The 26,672-nt window shown below is 37.4% G+C and carries 30 protein-coding genes and 1 other annotated feature; all 30 genes read left to right on the forward strand.

The window, feature by feature from the left end:
- Positions 1-4: 4 nt before the first annotated feature.
- A complete protein-coding gene (locus V7138_RS04770; RefSeq protein WP_335394608.1) occupies positions 5-1,027 on the forward strand; it encodes a G5 domain-containing protein in 1,023 nt (340 codons plus the stop codon).
- A gap of 14 nt (positions 1,028-1,041) precedes the next feature.
- Entirely contained in the window at positions 1,042-2,697 is a 1,656-nt protein-coding gene (locus tag V7138_RS04775) for a GspE/PulE family protein (protein WP_335394609.1), read from the forward strand.
- 11 nt (positions 2,698-2,708) lie between these two features.
- The gene (locus V7138_RS04780) at positions 2,709-3,755 is read left to right on the forward strand and encodes a type IV pilus twitching motility protein PilT (RefSeq protein ID WP_335394610.1); all 1,047 of its coding nucleotides are present in this window, start codon (positions 2,709-2,711) and stop codon (positions 3,753-3,755) included.
- Positions 3,748-4,953 (forward strand): type II secretion system F family protein, encoded by a 1,206-nt coding sequence (locus V7138_RS04785; RefSeq protein ID WP_335394611.1) that lies wholly within the window; start codon positions 3,748-3,750, stop codon positions 4,951-4,953. Before V7138_RS04780 ends, V7138_RS04785 begins: the two co-directional genes overlap by 8 nt.
- A gap of 136 nt (positions 4,954-5,089) precedes the next feature.
- Positions 5,090-5,497 carry a type II secretion system protein gene (locus V7138_RS04790; RefSeq protein WP_335394612.1) on the forward strand — a complete coding sequence of 136 codons (408 nt, stop codon included), beginning with the start codon at positions 5,090-5,092 and terminating at the stop codon, positions 5,495-5,497.
- Positions 5,498-5,560: 63 nt separating this feature from the next.
- A complete protein-coding gene (locus V7138_RS04795; protein ID WP_335394613.1) occupies positions 5,561-6,316 on the forward strand; it encodes a prepilin peptidase in 756 nt (251 codons plus the stop codon).
- A 10-nt stretch (positions 6,317-6,326) separates the two neighbouring features.
- Positions 6,327-7,298 carry a type IV pilus biogenesis protein PilM gene (gene pilM, locus V7138_RS04800; protein ID WP_335394614.1) on the forward strand — a complete coding sequence of 324 codons (972 nt, stop codon included), beginning with the start codon at positions 6,327-6,329 and terminating at the stop codon, positions 7,296-7,298.
- A 2-nt stretch (positions 7,299-7,300) separates the two neighbouring features.
- A complete protein-coding gene (locus tag V7138_RS04805; protein ID WP_335394615.1) occupies positions 7,301-7,975 on the forward strand; it encodes a hypothetical protein in 675 nt (224 codons plus the stop codon).
- Positions 7,976-7,977: 2 nt separating this feature from the next.
- Complete coding sequence (locus tag V7138_RS04810) at positions 7,978-8,739, forward strand: pilus assembly protein PilO (protein ID WP_335394616.1); 762 nt, start codon at positions 7,978-7,980, stop codon at positions 8,737-8,739.
- Positions 8,740-8,764: 25 nt separating this feature from the next.
- Positions 8,765-10,090, forward strand: coding sequence for a hypothetical protein (locus V7138_RS04815; RefSeq protein ID WP_335394617.1), 1,326 nt, complete (start codon positions 8,765-8,767; stop codon positions 10,088-10,090).
- Positions 10,091-10,167: 77 nt separating this feature from the next.
- Positions 10,168-10,974 carry a PRC-barrel domain-containing protein gene (locus V7138_RS04820; RefSeq protein WP_335394618.1) on the forward strand — a complete coding sequence of 269 codons (807 nt, stop codon included), beginning with the start codon at positions 10,168-10,170 and terminating at the stop codon, positions 10,972-10,974.
- A 182-nt stretch (positions 10,975-11,156) separates the two neighbouring features.
- Entirely contained in the window at positions 11,157-12,239 is a 1,083-nt protein-coding gene (locus V7138_RS04825; protein ID WP_335394619.1) for a hypothetical protein, read from the forward strand.
- Positions 12,240-12,452: 213 nt separating this feature from the next.
- Positions 12,453-13,019, forward strand: coding sequence for a Maf family protein (locus V7138_RS04830; protein WP_335394620.1), 567 nt, complete (start codon positions 12,453-12,455; stop codon positions 13,017-13,019).
- 100 nt (positions 13,020-13,119) lie between these two features.
- Positions 13,120-13,791 carry a RadC family protein gene (gene radC, locus V7138_RS04835; RefSeq protein ID WP_438824317.1) on the forward strand — a complete coding sequence of 224 codons (672 nt, stop codon included), beginning with the start codon at positions 13,120-13,122 and terminating at the stop codon, positions 13,789-13,791.
- A 95-nt stretch (positions 13,792-13,886) separates the two neighbouring features.
- On the forward strand, positions 13,887-14,909 hold the full coding sequence (locus V7138_RS04840; RefSeq protein WP_335394622.1) for a rod shape-determining protein: 1,023 nt from the start codon (positions 13,887-13,889) through the stop codon (positions 14,907-14,909).
- A gap of 78 nt (positions 14,910-14,987) precedes the next feature.
- The gene (gene mreC, locus V7138_RS04845; protein ID WP_335394623.1) at positions 14,988-15,851 is read left to right on the forward strand and encodes a rod shape-determining protein MreC; all 864 of its coding nucleotides are present in this window, start codon (positions 14,988-14,990) and stop codon (positions 15,849-15,851) included.
- Positions 15,848-16,357, forward strand: coding sequence for a rod shape-determining protein MreD (mreD, locus tag V7138_RS04850; RefSeq protein ID WP_335394624.1), 510 nt, complete (start codon positions 15,848-15,850; stop codon positions 16,355-16,357). The genes mreC and mreD overlap by 4 nt, the downstream gene beginning before the upstream one ends.
- A gap of 72 nt (positions 16,358-16,429) precedes the next feature.
- Positions 16,430-17,122 (forward strand): septum site-determining protein MinC, encoded by a 693-nt coding sequence (gene minC, locus V7138_RS04855; RefSeq protein ID WP_438824310.1) that lies wholly within the window; start codon positions 16,430-16,432, stop codon positions 17,120-17,122.
- A gap of 2 nt (positions 17,123-17,124) precedes the next feature.
- Positions 17,125-17,925, forward strand: coding sequence for a septum site-determining protein MinD (gene minD, locus V7138_RS04860; protein ID WP_335394626.1), 801 nt, complete (start codon positions 17,125-17,127; stop codon positions 17,923-17,925).
- Positions 17,926-18,235: 310 nt separating this feature from the next.
- Positions 18,236-19,015: a M23 family metallopeptidase gene (locus V7138_RS04865; RefSeq protein WP_335394627.1), complete on the forward strand. Its 780-nt coding sequence runs from the start codon at positions 18,236-18,238 to the stop codon at positions 19,013-19,015.
- Entirely contained in the window at positions 19,008-19,874 is an 867-nt protein-coding gene (locus V7138_RS04870; RefSeq protein ID WP_335394628.1) for a M50 family metallopeptidase, read from the forward strand. The genes V7138_RS04865 and V7138_RS04870 overlap by 8 nt, the downstream gene beginning before the upstream one ends.
- A gap of 58 nt (positions 19,875-19,932) precedes the next feature.
- Positions 19,933-21,402, forward strand: a complete 1,470-nt coding sequence (locus V7138_RS04875) for an Rne/Rng family ribonuclease (protein WP_335394629.1) — start codon at positions 19,933-19,935, stop codon at positions 21,400-21,402.
- A gap of 71 nt (positions 21,403-21,473) precedes the next feature.
- Positions 21,474-21,553, forward strand: a sequence feature (ribosomal protein L21 leader region).
- 17 nt (positions 21,554-21,570) lie between these two features.
- A complete protein-coding gene (gene rplU / locus V7138_RS04880; RefSeq protein ID WP_335394630.1) occupies positions 21,571-21,879 on the forward strand; it encodes a 50S ribosomal protein L21 in 309 nt (102 codons plus the stop codon).
- An 11-nt stretch (positions 21,880-21,890) separates the two neighbouring features.
- Positions 21,891-22,217, forward strand: coding sequence for a ribosomal-processing cysteine protease Prp (locus V7138_RS04885; protein WP_335394631.1), 327 nt, complete (start codon positions 21,891-21,893; stop codon positions 22,215-22,217).
- A gap of 28 nt (positions 22,218-22,245) precedes the next feature.
- The gene (gene rpmA / locus V7138_RS04890; RefSeq protein ID WP_010678277.1) at positions 22,246-22,539 is read left to right on the forward strand and encodes a 50S ribosomal protein L27; all 294 of its coding nucleotides are present in this window, start codon (positions 22,246-22,248) and stop codon (positions 22,537-22,539) included.
- 160 nt (positions 22,540-22,699) lie between these two features.
- Positions 22,700-23,239, forward strand: coding sequence for a sporulation initiation phosphotransferase B (locus V7138_RS04895; protein ID WP_335394632.1), 540 nt, complete (start codon positions 22,700-22,702; stop codon positions 23,237-23,239).
- 33 nt (positions 23,240-23,272) lie between these two features.
- Positions 23,273-24,559 (forward strand): GTPase ObgE, encoded by a 1,287-nt coding sequence (gene obgE, locus V7138_RS04900; RefSeq protein WP_335394633.1) that lies wholly within the window; start codon positions 23,273-23,275, stop codon positions 24,557-24,559.
- A 43-nt stretch (positions 24,560-24,602) separates the two neighbouring features.
- The gene (locus V7138_RS04905) at positions 24,603-25,043 is read left to right on the forward strand and encodes an ACT domain-containing protein (RefSeq protein ID WP_010678274.1); all 441 of its coding nucleotides are present in this window, start codon (positions 24,603-24,605) and stop codon (positions 25,041-25,043) included.
- A gap of 13 nt (positions 25,044-25,056) precedes the next feature.
- A complete protein-coding gene (gene pheA, locus V7138_RS04910) occupies positions 25,057-25,911 on the forward strand; it encodes a prephenate dehydratase (RefSeq protein ID WP_335394634.1) in 855 nt (284 codons plus the stop codon).
- 157 nt (positions 25,912-26,068) lie between these two features.
- Positions 26,069-26,672 (forward strand): SafA/ExsA family spore coat assembly protein (safA, locus tag V7138_RS04915; RefSeq protein WP_335394635.1); only part of this gene is annotated, 604 nt, incomplete at its 3' end.

Raw genomic sequence — 26,672 nt, forward strand, 5'->3', positions numbered from 1 at the left:
AACCATGCAGAAGTTATCTACAGTTAAAATTTTCAGCTTGCTCATACTCTGTGTTTTACTCCTGTCTCTTTTTTCGACTATTGGAACGAAAACGTACCATGCATTTTTTGCTGATGATTCATTCAAGGAAAAACCAGGTAATGAACCGTCAGAGGAAATTGAGAATAACACTGATCAAATTGACAAAACGGATGATAACCATGTCGTATCTCAATCGGCCATTCATGATTTAAAGGATGAAAGTGAAATCGTACAATGGGTGAAAGAGTTTGGTGTTGTACCAATACCTGCAAACAAATCTTTCTCTTTGCTTTCCTTTTTGTCGGAAAGCGGTACATCTACTAACTATTCAAATGAGGCATTAAGTATAATTGCAACAGGTATTTATTCGACGATTTTATCTTCAAATTTTGAAATTGTAGAAAGACATATTAGCAATCAGTTGCCTTATTATGCTGCTTTCGGTTATGAAGCCATGATTGAAAAAGATAGAAAGGATTTGATTATTTACAATGCAAATCCTCACGCGTTTCAACTTATGTTTTCATTTGTGAATCATGAGTTTATTGTGCAGCTTATTGGCCCGGAGAGTCCACAATCGATACATATAGTTATTGAGGAAAAAGAATCGTTTGAACCTAAGATTATTAAACAGTATGACAGCACGTTATCGAAAGGGGCAAAGGTTGTTAGACAAAAAGGAGTTCCCGGGGAAATTGGTACAATCTATCGCATCATAAGAGAGACTGGTGTAGTAGACGAAAAAGTGAAGGTAGCTGAGGATTTTTATCCACCTATCCACAAAATTGAAGCCCATAGTATTTTAGTTCCGGAACCCCCTCAAAACGTGAATGATACGGAACCAGAAGGTAATATTGCAAATCCAGATTATAAAACTCCTGGGACAAATAATGGAAAGGGAGAAGAAAATAATCAGGAATCTGGAAATGAATCTAATAAAGACAACGAAAAGGAAAATACCGATTTATGGGAAGATCCTGATCCATTGCATTTACAAAAATCCTAGGGAGGGGACATTCCATGCGAAGAGCACGCAAACGATTAGGAGATTTGCTTATAGATGCAGGTCTACTAACAGAGCAACAATTAAAACAAGCTCTTGAAGATCAAACTGAAACGCAAAAACTTGGGGATATCCTTCTTCAAAAAGGGTTTATCTCAGAGCAACAATTAATTGAAGTTCTTGAGTTTCAATTAGGTATACCACATGTTAGTCTGTTTCGATACCCAATCGATACATCGTTAATGACATTGATACCTAAAGAAATGGCAAGAAGGCACCTTTTAATAGCCCTTCGGAAAGAAGGAGACAAGCTATTTGTCGCAATGGCGGACCCTATGGATTATTATGCGATAGAGGATTTACGGTTAACGACTGGATTTTATATTGAACCAGTCATAGCTTCTAAGGATGAGATCTTACGGGCAATTAATAAATTTTATGATCTAGATGAAGGGGTAAAGGAGCTATTTGCTGAAGCTCCTGCAGAAATTGAAGAAGAGAAAATCACCAACGAAGATTCACCGGTTGTAAAATTAGTTAACCAAATCTTGCAAAATGCTGTTCAACAGCGAGCAAGTGATATTCATGTAGACCCACATGAAACAAAGGTATTACTTCGTTATCGAGTAGATGGAGTACTCCGTACGGAACGGTCACTACCAAAAAGTATGCAAGGCGTCCTTACAGCACGCATTAAGATTATGGCAAACCTAGATATTACCGAAAGCCGTATCCCACAGGATGGTCGAATAAAAATAAATCTTGAAGCACATCATATTGATTTACGTGTTTCCACCTTGCCAACAGTATACGGTGAAAAAATTGTTATGAGGGTTCTAGATTTAAGCAGTTCTTTAAATAATCTTACACAATTAGGATTTAATAATGTCAACCTTAAAAGATTTAAAAAACTGATACATAATCCGACAGGAATTGTATTAATCACAGGTCCTACAGGATCAGGAAAATCTTCAACACTTTATGCAGCATTAAACCAACTGAATTCTGAAGATGTTAACATCATAACGATTGAAGATCCTGTTGAATACCAATTAGAAGGAATCAACCAAATTCAAGTAAATACAAATGTCGGAATGACATTTGCCAAAGGACTCCGTGCCATTTTACGACAGGACCCTAATATCATTATGGTCGGAGAAATTCGTGACCAAGAAACAGCGGATGTAGCTGTTAGAGCTTCATTAACAGGCCATTTAGTGTTAAGCACTCTTCATACGAACGATTCACTTGGAACGATTACACGCTTAATTGATATGGGAGTGGAACCCTTCCTTGTTGCTTCGTCGCTTTCAGGTGTCGTCGCACAGCGATTGGTTCGTCGTGTCTGTCGAGATTGTGGTCAACAACAGGAACCAACTGTACGTGAACTAGAGATTTTCGCAAAACGTGGAATCGCAATTGAAAAGGTAAATCGAGGAAAAGGCTGTGGAACCTGTAATATGACAGGATATAAAGGCAGGGTAGCCATTCATGAATTATTGGTGATCAATGATGACATGAAAAGGGCAATCATGAACCGTGAATCTTACATAACGCTTCGTGAGTTAGCTATCAAAAACGGAACTATCTTTTTGATTGATGATGGTCTATTAAAGGTAAAACAAGGATTAACAACGACAGAGGAAATCTTAAGAGTGACAACTGCTGAATAGGTGGGAAGTAAATGAAGGATAAAATAAATCGAATATTACATTCAGCACATGAACATAAAGCTTCTGATATTCATATTACAGCTGGTGTTCCACCCATTTTTCGGATTAATGGCGAGTTAAAAAGGTACGGAAAAGATAGTTTAAAACCTCCAGTAATTGAGGAAATGGCTAAAGCAATTGTACCAGAGGAAATGTGGGTTCGTTTTAAACAAAAAGGAGAACTTGATTTCTCATATGGTATCTCGGGTATTTCACGATTTCGTGTCAATATCTACATGCAGCGCGGATGTCCAGCCATCGCGTTTCGTGTCATACCTACTTCTATCCCGACAATTGAAGATCTGGCATTACCACAGGTGTTAAAAAAGATCAGTCAAAAGCCACAAGGTTTAGTACTTGTTACAGGTCCGACTGGCAGCGGGAAGTCTACAACCCTTGCAGCGATGATTCAGTACATTAATCAAACAATGAGCAAGCATGTGGTGACATTAGAGGATCCAATCGAATACCTCCATAAGCATGGAATGAGTATTATTGAGCAACGAGAGGTTGGAAGTGATACTCATAACTTTGCAAACGGCCTTAGAGCTGCATTACGGCAGGATCCTGATGTAATCCTTGTTGGTGAGATGCGTGACTTAGAAACGACGCAAACAGCCATCACAGCAGCAGAAACCGGTCACCTTGTATTAGGAACGTTACATACAGTAAATGCCCCTTCTACGATTGATCGGATTATTGATATGTTTCCATATTCGCAGCAACCACAAATAAGGATTCAGCTTGCAAATGTATTAGTAAGTGTTATATCACAAAGGTTATTCCCAACAATTGATAAAAAAGGCCGTAAGGCGGCTACCGAAATATTACTTAATAATTCTGCAGTTGCAAATTTAATTCGAAATGAAAAAAATCATCAAATCAAAAATGTGATGCAAACAAGCCGTGCAGAAGGCATGCACACCTTGGAAACAGACCTTTCAGATTTAGTCCGTGCTGGAGTGATTTCAAAAGATATTGCTCAACCCTATTTACAGGAGTTAAATACAAATGCCTAGATTTAAATATGAAGGTAGAGATAAATTCGGTAAGAAATCCGGCACCATTTCAGGAACTTCAAAGAAGGACGCGGTTGTATCTCTTCGTGATAAAGGAATTCGCGTCATTACGATTAATGAAGTACCGGAAACTTTTTTAACAAAAGATATTGCGATTGGGAATCCTGTTAAACTTAGAGACTTTGTTATTTTTTTAAGACAGTTTTCAACTCTTATTAAAGCAGGCGTAACCATTGTTGATTCGATGCATATTTTGGCAAACCAAACAAGTAGTAAACCCCTTCAGAAAGCACTTGTAGAGGTAGAGGTGGATTTAAGGGAGGGGATTCCCTTATCTGCAGCAACAGCCAAGCATAAACGGATTTTTACAACCCTATTTACGAATATGGTTCGCGTGGGAGAAGTGGGCGGAAATCTTGATGATACATTAGAAAACCTGGCTGCTTATTATGAAAAGCAAAATAAAACAAGACAGAAGGTAAAGTCAGCGATGGCTTACCCAGCTGTTGTTGGAATAGTTGCTATTGTGGTAGTGATCTTTTTATTAGTTTCAGTTGTTCCGACGTTTGTAGATATGTTTGCCGATTTTGGCGCCGAATTACCAGGTATAACAAAATTCGTTTTAAATGCAAGTGTATTTATGCAAAAGTTTTGGTGGCTGGTCATTCTAGTAGTGCTTTTTCTTTATCTGTTTTTTATGTTACTTAAGCAAAAACAACAAACAAGATATTATCTGGATTATGCCCAATTAAGAATGCCGATTTTTGGGAAACTCATTCAAAAGGCTGTTCTTGCACGATTGACTAGAACATTAAGCTCGATGTTGAACAGTTCAGTCCCTATCTTACAAGCGCTAACCGTCGTTGAAACCATTGTTGAAAATGAAGTGATTGCAGATGTGGTAAAACAATCAAGACATGCTCTTGAACAAGGGAAATCAATGACGGAACCGATGAAAAAGCATTGGGCTTTCCCGCCCCTTATTACCCATATGATTGCAATTGGAGAAAGCACGGGGTCATTGGATGAAATGCTCGGTAAGGTTGCTAATTTTTATGAGGATGAAGTAGACAATACAACAGATCAATTAAAATCATTAATTGAACCACTAATGATTGTTTTTCTAAGTGTAATCGTCGGGACCATAGTCACGTCGATTTTAGTGCCAATGTTTGATATTTTTAATCAAATTCAATAAAAAGTAAATAAATCCACATATTTGTAAAGAATCCCTTAAACTTTACCGTTTTAAATAAAATTCTAGTGTTTTCAACAGCATTTGCTATTATAATAAGTAGTAGAAATGGACTAGTCCATACGAAGGAGAGGAAATCATGCTTAAAAAGAATATAAAGAACCAAAAAGGTCTAACCCTAATTGAGTTACTAGCTGTCATTGTGATTTTGGGGATTATTGCGGCAATAGCGGTACCGGCGATTGGGAATGTGATTAATAATACTAAAGAAAAAGCTGCTTACGCTGATGCTCAACAAATAATTGAATCTGCTAGGTTATATATTACTGCTGAAAATCCGGAATTTAACGCTAATAATAAATTGGCACTTGACCAAAGTAGTGAAAAGTTTAAAGCGTACTATGACAAGGCTGGAAATTTTTCATTAACAGCTACAAGAGACGCAAGCTCTGGTAAATTAACTTTTGCATTTACTTCAATTGATGATATTACAATTGCAGAAGGTGACACCTTAACTGAAGCTGAAATTGCTGAAAAATTAGATTAACATATATTTTATATAACCCTCTATTGAGGGTTATATAAATATTTGAATAGGGGCTTATATAAAATGTTTTTTACATTATTATTCTATATTGGAATTTTAGGAGTAACATTAGGCTCCTTCTTCAACGTCGTCGGCCTACGCATTCCAGCAGGCGAATCAATCGTTCGTCCACGTTCATCATGTCCGACTTGTAAGCACCAGCTCACAGCAATCGAATTAATCCCTGTATTTTCATACCTCCTTCAAGGCGGAAAGTGCAGAAATTGTAAAACACGCATTTCACCGATTTATGCTTCAATTGAACTTGCTACTGCAATTCTTTTCACGATTTCACCAATATTGGTGGGATGGTCAAAAGAATTGATTATCGCTTGGACCTTAATCTCTTTATTAGTTATTGTATTTGTTTCTGATATTACATACATGATCATCCCAGATAAGGTATTAGTCTTCTTTGCTCCATTACTTCTTATTGAACGCATTTTCGTTCCGCTTGACCCGTGGTGGGACATGTTTGCAGGAAGTATCATCGGATTTCTGCTTTTATATCTAATTGCAATCGTTAGCAAAGGTGGAATGGGCGGAGGCGATATCAAGCTATATGCCGTTTTAGGAATAGCCTTGGGATGGAAGCTTGTTCTATTATCATTTTTCCTGGCAACCCTCATTGGAACAATTCTTGGATTAATTGGTATGGCATTTGGAAAAGTAAAAAGAGGTAAACCAATGCCATTTGGTCCTTCGATTGTCATTGGTACGCTTATCGCTTATTTTTTTGGCCATGAGCTGATCACTTTATATATTGATTTAGTAGGATAAGGGGATACATATGGCTTTTTCATTATTTCCATCAAGTAAAATTGCAAACATCATCATAAAAGACCATGCTATTCGATACGTGGGTGTGAAACGGTCTAACCCTATTACTGTTCATAAGTTTCGTGAAAAATACTTGCCCCCTGGTATCATTCAAGACGGTAAAATTCTTGAAAGAGACACATTACATCTCATTTTAGAAGAGTGTGTAACGGACTGGGGGATAAAAAATTCACAAGTCCAGTTCATCATTCCAGATCCATTTGTTGTGATTCGAAAAATCTCAATTCCAAATGAAGTAAAAGATGATGAGATTGTAGGGTACATCTATTTGGAACTGGGAGCAACCATTCATCTGCCATTTGATGAGCCTGTTATTGATTTCAAAGTATTGTCTGAAGATGAAAAGAAAAAAGAGGTTCTTATCTTTGCAGCACCAGAGGATATTGCATTCGAATATTCCTCCCTATTGGAGGACGTTTCATTAAAACCAATTGCAGCTGATATTACACCTCTATGTATGTATCGACTCTTTCATTTTTGTCAAAAAACAAATGAAGCGGAGCATACCTTATTGCTGCAATTTGATTTGCAATCCGCTAACTTGAGTATTTTTCATCAAGATATTCCATTGTTTATGAGACATCTTACATTAGATACATCAATTGATGATTGGGATATCCAACAAAATTCTTCACATACGCTAGCATCTATCAAGTGGAACAGTCATCGCAGTAAATTAGAGGTTCTCATAGATGAAATAATGAAAGAGATTGAACATGTGATGAATTTCTATAGTTTTAATATGGCCCATGGGAAAGAACAAATTTCAAGGATTCTTGTTAGTGGGGATCACCCAAATCTTTCTGACATTAGTTCTGCACTTATAGAAAGATATGAAATTCAGGTATATCATATTGATACATTTGATAAACTTCCTAGTCATTATTTTCTACCATTAGGATTAGCACTTAAAGAGGTGTGAGGATGCTTGTAGATATTAATTTACTACCAAGAAAAGAATTTAAAAATCGAGCAAAATTACTACTCCTTATTATTATTGTCAGTGTGGCTTTAATTGGCTTTTTATTGCTCTTTATCCAGTATAATAAAGCAACCCAATTAGAGGAACAGCTATCAAATCAGCTTACAGAACTAAAAGAAAAGCAGTTAGAGGAAGAACAAAAATATACTTCAGCAAATCATCCAAATAATGTCGTTAATTTACAAAAAACGGCAGAATGGGCAGAAGGGTATTTTGTAGAGGCTGTACCGATCTTAAATCATTTAACCTCTTTATTACCCCAACGAGGCTTTGTACAGAATTTTTCTTATACCGAGGATGGGATTGTTTCTTTGGAAGTACAGTTTGATACAAATACTGAAAATGCTCATTATTTAGCACTACTGACTGATTCTCCATATGTCCAAACAGCAAGACTTTTAACTGTTTCGACTTTACCAATCACAGAGCCTGGTGAAGGGACGGGGACTACGAACGAGACAAATCCAGAGACAGACAATATTACTAAAGAAACCGAGGCTACAACCGATAATAAAATAGAACCAAATCAAAATACGAACATTTTACCAAGATATTATGCTCAATATGAAATCACTTTCAATAAGAGCGCTATTAAGTCATTGCAGGAGGGGAATTAGTTATGACTCTCCATTTTTCACGTAAACAAATGATTCAATTAATACTAGCACTGGCCGTTTTATTTGGAGTTTTCTATTTAACTTTCTACCTTCTAGTAAAACCAGTAAAGCTGAGAATATCTCAGTTAGAGAACAGTGTAAGAACAGAACAAAAACTTTTAGAGCTCATTACTGATAAGCAAACAAATGAAACACCAACTGTGAGTTCAACTGAAATTCAAAAAAAAATCCCTGTAATTCCTTTAGTTGAGCAAATCGTTTTAGATGTGCAGCGGGCTGAGACACTATCAAAAAGCAGAGTTATCAACATGTCCTACATTGAGAGTGAATTTACACTTGCAGATGATACACAACCTGTAGAACAGAAAAATGCAACAAATGCTGACAATGACACAGAAAACAATCAAGAAACGAACGAAACCGATGTAGTTGACCCTGAACTAATAAATGGGCTTAACCAAATCACCGTTTCTTTACATGTCCAATCACCTAATTACGCAGAATTGGAAAAATTCTTATCAGCGCTCGAACATCAAACGAGAATTACTAGGGTTAATTCATTGAGTTTTACAGGCACTCCTGAGCTTATTTCAGTGGATCAAACAGCCGAACAGCTCGATTATGATGTTACCATTTCAACATTTTATATGCCAAAGTATACGGAACTTGCTGATGAGGCACCAAAACTTACCGTTCCACCTCCTAGCAATAAGAAGAATCCACTAGCTCCAGGCTTGGAAAAGAAAGACGAGAACAGTCCGTAATTGAATAGAAAGAGGTGAGAACAGCTTGGAATCTCTCGTAATTGCATTTATATCTCTTTTAATTGTGTTACCTATTATTTATTTTTTACCACTTGGTTTTACTAGGAAGGGAAAATTACTTATTCTTATTTGTGCATTTATTGTTTTTATCATTGGAATCGCTGCGAGAACGGTGATGAGCGTATGGCAAATGGGGTTCGTGTTAATACTGCTAGCAATAGGGTTTTCATATTTAATTAGTAAAAAATTTGGCACACAATTGTTTCTACATACCGAGAATAGTACAGGTTTAGATGATAAAGTGATTAAGTTTGAAATTGAAGATGAGGTTGACGAAGAACTGCGTATCCAAAGACAGCCTGAGAATAACCAGGCTTCCATTGTTGAACAAGAGAGAGTCTCTCCTCAAAACGAAACAATGGAGGAAGAATTAGTAGAGGAAATTGAAACCGACCATCAAAATAAAAATGATTTCGTTTTGGAAGATGTATACGTTGAAAATGAAGAACTTGAAAATACATATTTGATACAAACAAATGAAGAGAATCCCGGTACGGATTTTGATAACTTGCTTAAAGAAATTGAATTGGAACTAAAAGATAACACAAGTGATATTCAAGATAATAATGAAATTGTTGAAGTGCCCGAGAAATCGGATAACATCCAAACGAATGAAACACCTGAAACGGAAGATACGGATTTTAACGTTGAAATACCAGCACCTGATGATGTTCAATTTGATAGTTTACAAGTAAACAGTGATGAACACTCTCATGAAGAAAGCGAAATAGACGAAGTACCAATGATTGAACCAATCGATTCTCCATTAGAAGAGATTGAAGTCGATACGGCAAAAGAAGATGATCTCAAGATTGAAATTGAAAATGAGGAAGATGTACAGATACAAATGGATAGTATTGATGAATTTGAAGAGATCGAGGTTGAAGAAGAAGTAATACCAGTGACTAAACAAAACAACGAATCAGATATAGAACATTTACGTTCTGAAGTTGTGGAATACATTGACGGAGAATCCGATGTACAGGAAAGGCAAGACGATCCTTACAACTTAAGCCATCAGCTTTTTTCAACCATGATTTCACAAATAAAACTTTCACGAAACAAATTATCTTCTACACAATACGTTAAATTAATAGAGGATCACCTTCATCCGGAATTAAACGATCATGATTATTATACGTTTGTTAGCTTATTAATTGAACATTATCTAGAAACGAAACAATACGATGAACTGTCCGTATTAGTATCTCAAAATGAGAAAAGATTTGAGAAATACCCTGTTATTTTACAAGAAATTAAATTTTTATTAAAAGAATATTGCAAAGTATGACGAATAATGGCGAAAAACATGGTAAAATGAATGGAAAAAGCCTTTGTTTAAAAATAAATAGGTGTGGTGAATGATTTATGAAAAAAAGTGTTGAAATAGTTGGTTTACCAATCATTAGTATTATAGATGGAATTGAAATAGGAAAAGTAAAATCTTTAGTAATTAACCCTGAAAAAGGTTCAGTTGACTTCCTTACAATCGAACATGAGGATTGGCAAGTAAGTGTAAAAGCCATCCCGTTCAAAAGAGTAGTCGGTATCGGAGAGTATGCAGTTACGATTGAGAGTGAAAGCTCTGTTATTGATCTAAATGAAATTCCAATTGCGAATTCACTTGTAAATAAGAAAATTAAAATTACTAATACAAAAGTAATGACTCGCAAAGGTCAGTTACTTGGAGAAGTCCTAGAATATTATGTGGATGATGAATCTGGAAATCTTTTAGGAACATTATTAAATGTATCTGGAAAAGAAGTTGTCTTAGCATCTGAATCCGTTCTTACATATGGAAGAGACATTATCATTGTTGAAGAAGCTGCTTCTGCTAAATTCCTTGATTCAGTTGAATTATTAGATAATCCGCAAGTAGCCACTACAGAAAATAATGTAGATATTGAAGAACTGCTGCCTGAATCGACAGAAGCACAAAGCCCATTTGATGAAATCAATGCTTCAATTGATAAGCATGAAGAATCTGAAGCAAAAGCATTGCGTTTAAAACAAGTTGATTTACTTTATGGAAAAATTGTCAAAAAGGACATCCTTGACAATGAAGGAAATGTTATAATTCCAGCGGGAACTCATTTATCGGTTGATGATATCATGAAAGCGCAAGACGAAGGACCTAGTGTATTTGTTGAATTATCAATGAATGTTGAAGAATAAAACCCACATCTTTGTGGGTTTTTTGCATTTTATGGTAGTCCGAAACCCACCCAATGTTTATACTTGTAAGAATTTGACGAAAACCTCTAGTAACAAGACGACAAATGTCTTGTTCTTTTTTTTTCTATGTATGGTAGGATTGACAAAAAAGTAGAGCGTTTCCTTAAATAGGTGGTGAAAAAGTGGACAAGCGTAATCAGATTTCGATTAAAATTAATGGTAAAGAGTCAAAGATTAAAAAAGAAACGAAAGAAACAACTGATTTTGTCGAAAAGGAAAAACCTCTTATCATTGTTGAGAACGAAGAGGTTGCTGCAGCACAAGAGGAAGAAGAGGATGATTTTAGCTGGGTCCTACCCGATGAAAGCCTGAAAAATCATTCCTTAAAAGAAAAAGAAATTCCAGTGATCCCGATAGAGGATTTACGACATACAAAAGGCACTAGTAAATTGGATTATATTCCGCGAAAGAAAAAAGGATTTCATCTGTTTTCTGCGAAGCAATTGGTGATTTCTATTATCTTAGCAATTGTTCTTGGAAGTGGATTTGGGATTATGATTCTGAAAGTAGTTGAAGATGTTAATGCAGGACCTGCACAAAATAATACGCCAACACAGGTTCCGGAAAATACGACACCCCCTGCTGGAAATCAAGAAGAAAAGCCTGTAAGTAATCAGGTTGCAATTGAGTTAGAAACGCTATCAACAGGTGTTATCCAGGGAGGAAAGTTTTCGTCTGCTGACTCTGCGAACACCACAGTGACTGAAATTAAGGAAAAGGGGTTTGCAGCAGCTGCTGTTAAAATGGATGGTGCATTTTACGTTATTGCCGGCATTGGAGCCGAACAAAGTTCAGTAAGTGGGATTAAGACTAAATACAAGGAAGCCTTTCCTGAATTCTTTTCAAAAACACTTGAAGTTCCCGGTGGGTCCTATACTAATTTAGCGAAAGCAGATTCGGAGGCAATCAATGCAGATTTGCCAGTATTTAAGGAATTAGCAACCCTATCTTCTCAGGCTTTTGAAGTGGGAGCTGTTGATAATGGACAATGGGAAAATCTATCGAAACAAATCGCAACCGTAAAAGAAATCAAGACGGATAACCTTCATGAACAACTCAAGAAATTTCATACGGATATACAATCTGCCTTTACACAACTACAGGAATATAAAAATAATGGAGACCAAAAGTCATTATGGCAATCCCAGCAATCATTATTAAATGCATATCAGGCTTATACAGCATGGATTTCTAAGTTAAGCTAGACAAAATTCAATTTTACATGGAAAATGGAAAGGGGATATCTACTCCTTTCCTTTTTTATGCTTGGTAATCAAAGCTTTACATAAAGGGGCAAGCTTTCTCAAACAATAAATCATCTTGAAAATTCAATTTTTCATAATTGTAGAGTGGTGATTTGTTTGTTACGATTAACAGGTATCTTCCTTTCTAAAAAAACAAAAAAGGGTGAAATTAACATGCAACACCTCGTTTTAGCCTCAGGTTCTCCACGACGAAAAGAACTTCTTAGAAATGTGAAACTTTCCTTCGATGTTTCCGTCAGTAATATTGATGAATCCATTGACGAAACTCTCACTCCTGAAGACAAGGTCATGACAATTGCATTGAGAAAAGCAATGGCAATTGCAAATCAATTTCCAGATTCCTTTATCCTTGCAGCAGATACAGCTGTTGTGTTTCAAAACCAATTTTTAGGTAAACCTAAAAGCGAAGAGGAATCTATACATGTATTAAAAACTTTATCAAATCAAACACATGAAGTCGTAACAGGAGTTGCGATTCTTTTTAAGGACACGCAAAAATTGTTCTTTGAAAGAACAGAAGTGACGTTCTGGGATCTAACAGATGAGGAAATTCAAGCATATGTTGCTTCAGGCGAACCAAAGGATAAAGCAGGTTCATATGGAATTCAAGGACTTGGATCTGCACTCGTCAGACGGATTAAAGGCGACTATTTTTCTGTAGTGGGATTGCCTGTATCACGAACCATTCGTGAGCTAAGAGATTTAGGATTTCGATTGTAAAAAATGGGCTAAGTCAAATGGTAGTCAATGACTTTAATACGAAGTGGGATCCAAGTATCTATATTGGATAGGAGGAACCTATTTGAAATCTTCAGCACTCATGATTCGAGACTATCCCCAGCAAGAAAGGCCGAGGGAACGATTGGTAATTGACGGGGCCGACAGCCTTTCAAACCATGAACTTTTAGCGATTCTTTTACGGACTGGATCAAAGGATGAATCGGTCATTCAACTGTCAAACCGCTTACTGCACCATTTTGAAGGTCTTCGATTACTAAAGGACGCATCTGTAGAGGAAATCACCTCCATCAAAGGTATTGGCAAAGCTAAAGCAGTACTGATTATGGCGGCGATTGAGCTTGGCCGAAGAATTGGCAAACTTCAATATGAAGATCGATATGTCATTAGGTCTCCAGAGGATGGAGCAAAATATGTGATGGAGGATATGCGTTTTTTAACACAGGAGCATTTTGTTTGTCTTTACCTGAATACGAAAAATCAGGTGATCCATCGCCAAACCATTTTTATCGGAAGTCTTAATGCCTCGATTGTTCATCCGAGAGAGGTTTATAAGGAGGCCTTTCGAAGGTCAGCAGCATCCATCATTTGTATTCATAATCATCCCTCAGGGGACCCAGCACCAAGTCGTGAAGATATCGAGGTGACAAAGCGTCTAGTTGAATGCGGCAGGATAATCGGCATAGAGCTATTGGACCATTTAATCATCGGTGAACACAAATACGTCAGTCTCAAAGAAAAAGGTTATGTGTGACTATTAATTTCTAATTTTGTACGATATAATATTGGTTATGAGTTTTTCGCATGTTAACACATTTTATCCGCGTATCAGAAAGGAAGATACATATTATGTTTGGAATAGGTACAAGAGACCTTGGTATAGATTTAGGTACAGCCAATACACTTGTTTTCATTAAAGGAAAAGGCATTGCGGTAAGAGAACCGTCTGTCGTTGCCATGCAAACAGACACTAAGCATATTGTAGCAGTAGGAAATGACGCCAAAAACATGATTGGACGTACACCAGGTAATGTTGTAGCACTTCGTCCGATGAAGGATGGTGTAATCGCCGACTACGAAACAACTGCAACAATGATGAAATATTACATTAATCAAGCGGTTAAATCGAAAGGCTTTTTCTCAAGAAAGCCATATATTATGGTGTGTGTCCCTTCAGGCATAACAGCTGTTGAACAACGTGCGGTGATTGATGCAACTCGACAGGCTGGTGCAAGAGATGCATATCCAATCGAGGAACCATTTGCAGCTGCGATTGGAGCAAATCTACCTGTTTGGGAACCAACTGGGAGTATGATTGTCGATATCGGCGGAGGTACAACAGAAGTTGCTATTATCTCTTTAGGTGGAATTGTTACAAGTCAGTCAATTCGTATCGCAGGAGATGAAATGGACGATGCAATTATTCAATATATTCGTAAAACTTATAACCTCATGATTGGGGATCGCACAGCAGAAGCAATTAAAGTGGAGATTGGTTCGGCTGGTGCACCTGAGGGTGTAGAAAATATGGAAATTCGCGGAAGAGACTTATTAACAGGTCTACCAAAAACCATTGAAATCACCGCTGAGGAAATTTCTAGTGCCCTTCATGACACTGTATATGCCATTGTTGATGCGGTTAAAAACACATTAGAAAAGACTCCGCCTGAGCTTGCTGCAGATATTATGGATCGCGGGATTGTTTTAGCAGGAGGGGGAGCCCTTTTACGTAATTTGGATAAGGTGATTAGTGAGGAAACAAGTATGCCTGTTCTGATTGCTGAAAATCCATTAGATTGTGTAGCAATTGGTACAGGAAAGGCCCTTGACCATATTCATTTATTTAAAGGGAAATCAAAGGATTTACGTTAAATGAACCTATTATAGTGGGGGAATCCGTTTCCCCACTATATGTGTTGAAATCTATAGTTTAGTTAGAGGGTGTAACACATGCCACAATTTTTTCTCAATAAGCGATTAATTATTTTACTTGTATGTATCATCGTTCTAGTGGCATTGATTGGATTTTCCTTAAAAGAACGTGACAAGTTATCATGGCCGGAACAGTTTTTAAAGGACTCGGTTGGCTGGGTTCAAAGTATCTTTCATCAGCCCTCTCAAGCAATTGCTGGATTTTTTGATAATGTCAATCATATTCAACATACATTTGAAGAGAATAAACTGTTAAAGGAAAAACTTGATTCCTATGGTCAGTTAGAAGCAAAAGTACAGGAATTAGAAAAAGAAAATGAAAAATTAAGGGATGTTTTGGATAAAACAGAATCACTTGATCATTTTAATAAAATCCAGGCAACCGTAATAGGACGTAACCCTGATCAATGGCATGAAATTATTACGGTTAACAGAGGGACCCGACATGGAGTAGAGGTTGACATGGCTGTGATCACCTCAAAAGGGTTAATTGGTAAGGTAAAACACGCAAATGAGTTTACATCAACCATCCAGTTATTGAGCTCCCCAAATCGCATCAATCGCATCTCAGCTTATATTCAAGGCGAGACAAAGATTATGGGGTTAATCGAAGGATATGATGAAAAGAAAGAAGCACTTTTATTTAAAATCAATACACCAGATGAAAAAATTGAAAAAGATCAAAAGGTACTTACATCAGGACTTGGCGGAATATTCCCAAGTGAGCTCTATATTGGTGAGGTCATGGATGTTGTACCAGATGACTATGGATTAACAAAAACGGCATATATTAAGCCTGCGGCTGATTTTTATGAAATCGATCATGTTATAATTGTTGAAAGAACTATGATTGTTCCAAATGAAAAGGAGGAAGAATCGTGAAGCGTGTCGTTCTTCCCCTTATTTTGTCCTTCTTTTTTTTATTTGAAAGTAGTTTTGTTGATTTAGTACCTGCAGATATTTTTCATCAGGAAAATGTGTATGTTCCTCGGTTTTTATTTGTCTTGATTGCATTTATAACAGTTTACTTTAATAAACCAATGGGGCTTGTTTATGGGGCTATTTTTGGCCTGCTTTACGACATCGTTTACACTGAAATACTAGGAGTTTATTTGTTTCTTTATACTCTTATGGCGTATCTTATTTCCTGGGCAAGTCGAATTTTACAAACGAATATCTTTGTTATTTCATTTTTAAGTCTTATTGGAATCGTTGCTTTGGAATTTTGTGTGTACGCAGTAAATCTGGCAATCGGTTCAACTTCTTTTTCAATTGAACAATTTTTACAAATTCGTATTTTGCCGACAATTCTATTAAATAGTATATTTATACTAGTATTTGCTTACCCATTTAAAAAATTACTAGGAAAGTTACATATAGAAGAGTAAGTAGATTCTCTTTAAAAAGTTTTAAATTTAACAGGAAAAAGGGAGTCTTTTGTTGAAGTATATATCGTTGAGGTGAACGTCGTGAAAGGACAAAAACAGCAGTATGTTACTATAAAAGGGACAAAAGACGGACTAACGTTGCATCTCGATGATTCTTGTTCATTCAAAGAACTGGTCTCAGACCTTGAGATTAAGCTTTCCTTGAATCAGAAACGGAATGATGATGTTCCGTTTGTTCCTGTTAAAGTGAAAATTGGTAATCGTTTTTTAACACAAGATCAAGAAGAAGAAATACGTTCCGTCATCCGAAATAAAAAGCATTTGGTAGTGGATGTAATTGACAGTAATGTGATTACAAAACAAGAAGCTGAAGAAATGAAGAAAAAGAATGAAATTGTTTCAGTTGCAAAGGTCGTACGTTCTGGACAAGTCCTAAAAGTAGATGGAGACCTTATGCTTGTCGGTGATGTCAATCCGGGAGCAACTGTTATTGCAGGTGGAAATATTTTTATTTTAGGATCGTTACGTGGAATTGCACATGCTGGTTACTATGGAAGAAAAGATGCTATCATTGCAGCGTCAGTTATGAAACCAACTCAGCTTCGAATAGGTGATATAATGAATAGAGCACCAGACTCTGTTCAAACAGAAACGAATATAATGGAATGTGCATATGTGGACGATAATGAGACAATTGTAGTAGATAGATTGCAACAGTTAACTCATTTAAGACCTAACTTAACAAGGTTAGAAGGGGGAATCTAGCTGTGGGAGAGGCTATAGTTATTACATCAGGAAAAGGTGGAGTCGGTAAGACGACTACGTCTGCTAATGTGGGCACTTCCTTGGCTGTGCTAGGGAAACGTGTGTGTTTAATAGATACAGATATTGGCCTGCGAAATCTAGATGTTGTCATGGGACTAGAGAACCGCATCATCTATGATTTAGTAGACGTCGTTCAAGGTCGTTGTAAGCTGAAACAAGCTTTAGTAAAGGATAAACGATTTGATGACCATCTCTATTTACTGCCAGCTGCTCAAACAAGTGATAAAACTGCAGTAGAGCCTAGCCAAATGAAGAAATTGGTCGAAGAGTTAAAACAAGACTTTGATTATATTATTATCGACTGTCCTGCGGGTATTGAACAAGGCTTTCAAAATGCTGTCGCTGGGGCAGACCAGGCAATTGTTGTAACAACACCAGAAATTTCTGCTGTTCGTGATGCTGACCGTATTATTGGATTGCTAGAAAAAGAGGAAGTTCAACCACCGCGCCTCATCGTGAATCGTATTCGAAATCATATGATGAAAACAGGTGAAATGCTTGATCTCGACGAAATTGTTACTCATCTTTCAATTGATTTAATCGGGATTGTTTCCGATGATGATGAAGTCATCAAAGCTTCAAATAGTGGTGAACCCATTGCCTTAAATACAAGTAGTAAAACAGCAATTGCGTATCGAAATATCGCACGAAGAATTTTAGGAGAATCCATTCCGCTGCAATCTCTTGAAAATGACCAAAAGGGTATGTTTTCAAAGATTAAGAAATTCTTTGGTGTCCGTTAAACCGCCTTTACCATGAGGTGGTTTTTTTATTTGGCTTTAAATGTAAATAACTTCATACGATTAATGAGGATTAGGACCTGCATTTTTTTATGATGCCGGTTGGCTAGGGGACATTACCTATTATGGAAATGAAATTGGGAGGGATAATTTACCAACTCAAGCATTTAAATTCAGGTGCCCTTATATCTAGGTTCCCTTTGAGAATGAACAATCACCAAAATTAATAGATAAATAGCTTCCTACTGTCATATCTAAAGCCCTTCAGTCATAGACTTGTACAAATAATATGGACAAGGAATGATGTGAAACCATGAGTAATCGAGCCAAAGAAATTAGAAGGCGGATTGAAAAGAGAAAACGTGCGAGATACTCCGCCCCAGTAAACTCACGAAAATCAACTCCTCCCATTTTAGTAAGCGATGAGGAAAGGTACGGAGGCAATTCATACTCATCCTTCGATGGAGGCGGACCAGGAGATGGAGGCCATCCTCTGTTTCGAAAAGAAATTTTTCTTTTTAAAGTATTACTCTCGGCAATTCTTGTTTTATCGATAGGCATTGTATTTAAAAAACAATCTCCAACTTTTGAGAATGTCCGGCATTTCGTCTCGAATACGATGGAAACTGAATTTCAATTTGCCGCTGTTACCGAATGGTATAAAGATACCTTTGGCAGCCCGCTTGCATTAATCCCAATCAATCAAAATAAAGAAAAAACCGATACGCCAACGCCGAGTAAATATGCAATCCCTGCCGCTGGAAAAGTAACTGAATCCTTTGAAGCAAATGGGCAAGGAATTATTGTTGAAACAAACAGTAAGGTAGTCGAAGCAATGAACGCAGGAAATGTTACCGAAGTTGCGGTTAAAGGTGAACTTGGAAAAACGGTTGTCATTCAGCATAGTGATGGTTCTGAAACGTGGTATGGGAATCTAGGTTCGATTGATGTAAAACTTTATGATTATGTGGAAACCGGCCAAGAAGTTGGTAAGGTACAGGAGCCAGAGGGTGACGATAAAGGAACATATTATTTTGCAATAAAGCAAGGTGAAACATTTATTGATCCGATACAGGTGATAAAATTTGAATAACTATGTAAAACTCCTCAGAAAAATTGAAATACATCCATTGCTTTGGCTCATTGTTGGTGTGGCAGTAATTACGGCGCACTTTAGAGAGTTATTGATGCTCTTTTTAATCATATTGGTCCATGAAATGGGACATGCTGCATGTGCCCATTTTTTTTCATGGAGAATAAAAAGGATACAGCTTCTTCCATTTGGTGGTGTGGCGGAGATGGATGAGCATGGAAATCGGCCTTTGAAGGAGGAGCTCCTGGTTATTTTAGCAGGACCTCTCCAGCATTTATGGATGGTGGCGGTTCCTTATTTCTTAACAGTTGGTTCTGTCATATCCGAAAAGACATTTGATCTCTTTTTTTATCATAATGCAGTTATCTTTTTCTTTAATCTTCTTCCGATCTGGCCGCTTGATGGAGGAAAACTTCTCTATTTGTTTTTCTCCTTTAGGCACTCTTTTTTTGAAGCCCATAAACGGATGCTCATTGTTTCGAGCCTGGTTGCTGTGTTCATATTAATCGGAATGGTTTTCTATAGTCCTACTAATCTTAATCTTTGGGTCATTCTCTCCTTCCTATTCTTTTCAATTATTATGGAGTGGAGGAAGCGTCATTTTGTGTTTATGAGGTTTCTGCTCGAGCGCTATTACGGAAAGCAAGATACCTTTACAAAGCTTAAGCCATTGGTGGTAGATGAAACAGAAATGGTTTATTCCGTTCTATCCATGTTTCAACGGGGGTGTAAGCATCCGATTGTCATACAAAAGGATGGAGAAAACCAACAACCTCTTGATGAAAATGAGCTTTTGCATGCCTATTTTAATGATAAAAAGATTACTCAACCCGTTGGCGAGCTTCTCTACTTGTATTGACGTTACTAGTTAGGTTACATTAAAAAGAAAGCGTAATGTCAAAGCGAGGATCAAGAGTTTGAAAACAATTATTATAAATGTGAAAACAAGTGAAAAGCGTGTGGCGGTGGTCAAAGGAAATAAGGTTGTTGATTTAAATATTCAGCAACCAAAACATAAAGAAATTGTCGGTAATATTTATAAGGGGCGTGTGATTGATGTCCTCCCGGGGATGCAGGCGGCTTTTGTTGATATTGGCTTAGGCAAGAATGGATATATTGCACGAGAACAGCTTGCGACCTATCATCTATCAGATGCTAAGGAAAAAGAAAAGAGCATATCCCATTTTGTTAGACAAGGTGAGGAAATCATTGTCCAGGTAACGAAGGAGGGGGCGGAGCGGAAAGGCCCTAAACTGACTGGTCTAATTGAATTTCCTGGTGCTTTCCTTGTCTATTTGCCTTTTGGGAATTATGTGGCGGTCTCCAGGAAAATGAAAGAGGAAGAAGAAAGGGATAAATGGCGACGGTTTGGAGAAACACATCTTCAAAACCAAGAGGGCCTAATTATTCGAACAGCTTGTGAAGATCAAGCTGAAACGACGATATTGAAGGAACTTGAATTTCAGCGAACTCGTTACAATACCTTACAAGACCTACAAAAAAAGCTTAAGCCACCAAGCTTATTAGTGGATGCAAATAATCTTGTCGATAAAATTTTACTCGAGCATCGGATTGAAACAATTAAAGAAATTGTGATTGATGATGCTGGAGGTTTTCGACAGCTAAAGGAACAACTAGGTGAAGAAAAAGTCTCATATTATAGTGGAAAAGAGAATATTTTTTCTTTCTATGGGATTGAGAAAGAAATTGAACGAGGTCTTAAAGAAATTGTGTGGATTGACAATGGGGCTTACTTGTTAATTGAACATACGGAAGCGTTAACGATTATTGACGTAAACACTGGAAAATTTCTAGGAAAAGAAAACTTACGAGATACTGTGTTTAAAACAAATTTAGCCGCTGCGAAAGAAATAGCGTATCAGTTAATGTTGCGTGATATTAGTGGAATTGTTTTGATTGATTTTATTGATATGAAGCAAAATGATGAACGACAAAAAGTAATCCAAGCTCTAAGGTCTGTAACAAAGGAAGATAGAAATCGGGTGACCATACATGGTTTTACTTCACTCGGTATATTAGAAATTACTCGTAAGAAAACAAGAAATAATCTATCGGCTATTTTACAAACAAATTGTCCAACGTGTTCAGGTACTGGTCGGATAGATTCTCCTGAAACGGTTGCCTTTAAGCTTGAACGAGAACTTTGGGAGCATTATGGAAAAGACTACGATGCTGTCTGGATTGAAGCAACTGAAGAAGTGAAACATGTGATTCTAGGTGACCAAAATGAGCACAAGAAACGATTAGAAGAAGCTTTGTCTATTTATATTTTCATAACAGAATTAGCCTCATCACGACATGATTACACGATTAGGCAATTAGGAAGTTATGATGAAATAAAAGAAAGGCTAACTCATTTATCCTAGTTCATAACGAGAATTCTTATTGACTCCAGTTTGTCTTTGTGATAATATTTTCATGTTATTGTTTGTAGCACCCATTGCTACAACCGCACATTCCAGGTATTTAAGTTTCCTTCGATGGAGCGCCTGTGTAGTGGCGAGTCTTAGTCCAAACTATTAGGAGGTGCAAGTATGTACGCAATTATTGAAACTGGCGGTAAGCAAATCAAAGTTCAAGAAGGCCAAGAAATCTATGTTGAAAAACTAGACGTAGAACAAGGTGGAACAGTTACATTTGACAAGGTGTTATTCGTAGGTGGCGACAACGTAAAAGTTGGTAGCCCAACTGTTGAAGGTGCAACTGTTACAGCTAAAGTTGAAAAGCAAGGTCGCGCTAAGAAGATCATTGTTTTCAAATATAAGGCTAAAAAGAACTACCGTAAAAAACAAGGTCATCGTCAACCTTACACTAAAGTTGTAATCGAAAAAATCAACGCATAAGGCTATCTATCATGATACAAGTAACTATTAATCGTAATAGTTCGGGTAGAATTGACTCATTTACAATGAGTGGACATGCCGAATATGATGTTCCTGGTAAGGATATCGTTTGTGCAGGTGCCTCAGCAGTTGCTTTTGGTACCATTAATTCCATATATGCTTTATGTAAAGTAGAGCCGATATTGGAGCAAGAAAAAAATGGTTTCCTCCGCTGTCAGATTCCTCCTCTCGAGGATAAGACAAATGAGGAAAAGGTACAGCTCCTTCTAGAAGGCATGCTAGTATCACTACAAACGATTGAACTTGATTATGGACAATATATGAAAATTCAATCATAAAACAATTATCTATAGGAGGTGGACAATAATGTTCGTAAGATTAGACCTTCAATTCTTCGCTTCTAAAAAAGGGGTAGGTAGTACAAAGAACGGTCGTGATTCAATCGCGAAACGTCTTGGTGCAAAACGTGCTGATGGTCAATTCGTTACTGGTGGATCTATTTTATACCGTCAACGCGGTACTAAAATCTACCCAGGAGTAAACGTTGGCCGTGGTGGTGACGACACTCTATTCGCAAAAGTTGACGGAGTTGTTAAATTTGAGCGTTTAGGCCGTGACCGCAAACAAGTAAGTGTATATCCAGCTGCGCAAGAAGCGTAATCGATAAAACTCTAACCATGTGGTTAGAGTTTTTATTTTTTTACAAAGAAACCTGTAGTAAGATTGTAGTGTTATGTTCCAAGGTTTGATATAATTTTTAGACAAGATTCGAAATCTATAATGTTGTCATGGACGGCATTTGAATTTTAGGGGAAATGTCATGAATAAAAATTGGAGTACGATTGATGTTTTAAAACATACACGTCACGATTGGTTAAATAAGATACAATTAATCAAAGGGAATATTTCACTCAATAAAATAGATCGGGTTAAGACCATTATCGAAGAAATTGTAATAGACGCTCAAAATGAAACACATCTTACAAATTTACAAATACCAACCTTTGCTGCACTTATCATGACTTTTAATTGGGAGCCACATAAATATCAATTAGACTATGATCTTGTCGGCGAAATTCGAAACTTATCGAACCACGATATGAAATTAACTGAATGGTCCATACAATTTTTTGCCATACTTGAAGAAGTGGTAGACGATATGGGTGAAAATCATTTATCGCTCACAATAGACTGTTCAACAGAGGAAACTCGATTCTTTTTTGATTTTAGTGGAATACTAAAAAATGGGGAGAATCTAACAAATTGGCTGACTAGAATGAGCCAAACAGAACAGTACCCAAAAGTAACAGAGTACAAAGTACATAATGAAGAACTAAGTTTAACACTACATATTGCATAAAGTTTTAAGTGCATAGATAACCGGAGGTAAGACATGTTTGTTGATCAAGTCAAAGTGTATGTAAAAGGTGGAGACGGTGGTAACGGAATGGTTGCGTACCGTCGTGAAAAGTATGTTCCAATGGGCGGACCTGCGGGAGGAGACGGCGGAAAAGGAGCCGACGTCATCTTTGAGGTGGAAGAAGGATTAAGAACCTTGATGGATTTCCGTTATCAACGTCATTTCAAGGCAAAACGTGGAGAACATGGAATGTCAAAAAATCAGCATGGTAAAAATGCGGATTCGATGATTGTAAAAGTGCCGCCTGGAACTGTCGTAACAGATGATGATACAGGAGTGGTCATTGCGGATTTAACACAGCATGGGCAAAGAGCCGTTATTGCTAAAGGTGGTCGTGGCGGAAGAGGGAACTCTCGATTTGCGACACCTGCCAATCCGGCACCGGAAATTGCGGAAAATGGTGAACCAGGTCAAGAACGGTATGTAAGACTTGAACTAAAAGTTTTAGCTGACGTTGGTCTAGTCGGATTTCCGAGTGTTGGAAAATCAACCCTATTATCCGTTGTTTCAGCAGCAAAACCAAAAATCGCAGAATATCATTTTACTACGATTGTACCAAACCTTGGAGTTGTTGAAACAGAAGATGGACGTAGCTTTGTGATGGCCGATTTACCAGGACTAATTGAGGGTGCACACCAGGGTGTGGGTCTTGGTCATCAGTTTTTACGCCATATCGAGCGAACTAGGGTCATTGTCCATGTCATTGACATGTCTGCAATGGAAGGACGCGATCCTTACGAAGATTATTGCACAATTAATCAGGAATTAAAGGAGTATAATCTTCGTTTAACTGAACGTCCGCAAATCATTGTTGCAAATAAAATGGACATCCCTGAAGCAGAAGAAAATTTAAAATTATTTAAAGAGAAGCTTCAGGACGATGTGAAGATTTTTCCGATTTCGGCTATTACGAGACAAGGTCTTCGTGATTTGCTATTTACCATTGCCGACTTGCTTGAGACGACTCCAGAATTTCCACTTGAAGTTGAAGAAGACACAAGCACTCATCGTGTAATGTATCGTCATGAAAAAGAAGAAGTAGACTTTATGATTACACGTGAAAGTGATGGCTCATTTGTAATAACAGGGGAACGAGTTGAAAAACTCTTTAAAATGACCGACTTTTCAAGGGATGAGTCTGTAAAAAGATTTGCCCGCCAACTAAGGGGCATGGGAATCGACGATGCTCTTCGTGAAAAAGGTGCAAAACATGGAGACATCGTAAAATTACTCGAATATGAATTTGAATTTATAGAATAACATAACGTGTTCACAAGAAGGTAAGTAGGGGGGAGTAGCTTACATGGATGGCAAATTTTATCTTGTTCGTGAGGATGTACTTCCAGAAGCGGTTCGAAAAACGTTAGATGCCAAGGAACTATTAGACAGTGGGGAAGCACAGTCGATTGCAGAAGCTACACAAAAAGTAGACTTGAGCAGAAGTGCCTATTATAAATACAAAGACACTGTTTTTCCTTTTCATACAACGGTTAAAGAAAAAATTATTTCATTGTTTTTTCATCTTGAGGACCGATCTGGTACACTTTCACAATTATTAAGAACCGTGGCAGACACCGGTTGTAATGTATTAACTATCCACCAAACAATTCCGCTGAGGGGAAAAGCGAACGTAACACTTTCATTAAATACATCTGGTATGCATGGTGAAGTAACGGACCTCCTTGCTAAACTTCGAAAACTTGAATTCGTAGATAAAGTTGAAATTCTTGGAACAGGAGCATAGGGGGAAACACAAGATGAGTATTACAAACGTAGGATTTTTAGGGCCAAATGCAACATTCACAGCACAAGCGGTCGCCACTATTTTTCCTGGTCAGGATAACAAACCGTACCGAACAATCCCGGCATGTATTGATGCGGTGGAAAATGGGGAAGTTGATGTAGCTGTAGTCCCAATCGAAAATACAATAGAAGGAACTGTAAATTTAACAATTGATTATTTAATTCACGAAAAGCAATTGAAAATTGTGGGTGAAGTCATTATACCGATTAAACAACATTTAATGGTACATCCGGTGAATAGAAATGATTGGGAAAAAGCCGATGGAATTTATTCACATCCCCATGCAATTGCTCAATGTCATAAGTTTTTATACAATAGCTTTCCGAGTATACAGCCGATTGAAGCTACCTCAACAGCCGCTGCTGCTAAATTTGTAAGTGAGCATCCTGATCAAAAGCTAGCAGCGATTGCAAACTCCTTTGCAGCCGAGGTATATGGTTTAACGATTGTTAAACATGATATTCACGATTTTGACAACAATCATACTCGATTTGTTGTCCTTCATAAAGAAATGCTTGATTTAGAAATCAAGAAAGCAAATACAGGTAATAAAACAACTTTAATGGTAACATTGCCATCAGATCAAGCTGGAGCATTGCATCAGGTTTTATCTGTATTTGCATGGAGAAAATTAAATTTATCAAAAATAGAATCCAGACCAATGAAAACAGGTCTAGGAAATTATTTCTTTTTAATTGATATTGAACAAAAAATGGATGAAATTCTAATCCCTAGTGCGATTGCTGAATTAGAGGCACTTGGAAGTGGGGTTACGGTGCTGGGAAGTTATCCATATTATCGAATTTGAGACTTGGTCAATGACTGAGTCTTATTTTTTTTGCATCTCGCCCTTCTCCCGCTGCACATAATTTGTGAAGCCTACGCATAAGTTGTGATAGAAATAGTGGCAATTTGCCTATTTTGTCATAGTATGTATTGACTTATGTATAGGAGGGGAAAATCGCGTGAAGATCCATATCGTTCAAAAAGGCGACACCTTATGGGAAATTGCAAAAAAGTATGGAGTCGACTTTCAGGAACTAAAAGCTGTTAATACTCAGTTAAGCAATCCGGATATGCTGATGCCTGGTATGAAAATTAAGGTGCCAACGGGAACTATTCATGTAAAAAAAGAAGCCCAAATTGGTGGAGCAAAGAAAGAAGCTCAAATTAACGTAACACCAAAAAAGGAGCAGCAAATTGAGCATCCGTTTGCGAATATTACTCCACAGCCATTTCCAGTAATTGAATTGGAAGAAGAAGAGGTTGAAGAGGAAGTAAAGGGTGTAGAAACAGGCCCATATATTCCTCAAATGCCACAGATGCCAGTTATGCCACAGATGCCAGCACCGCCACCACAAATGATGCCAGCAGCACCACCACAAATGCCAGTCATGCCGCAGATGCCGCAATATCAGCCACTTGAAATTGATATCAATAATTATAATTTAATGCAAACGGGAATGGGAATGCCACAAATTCCAAAAGCACCACAAAACGTTTTACCGGGGATGCTGGCTCCCGAGGAAGAGGAATTTGAGCTAGAGGAGGATTTTGAAGCAGAGATGC

It is taken from the genome of Bacillus sp. JJ1533, assembly GCF_036965045.1.
In the GTDB taxonomy this organism is placed as follows: Bacteria; Bacillota; Bacilli; order Bacillales; family Bacillaceae_L; genus Ferdinandcohnia.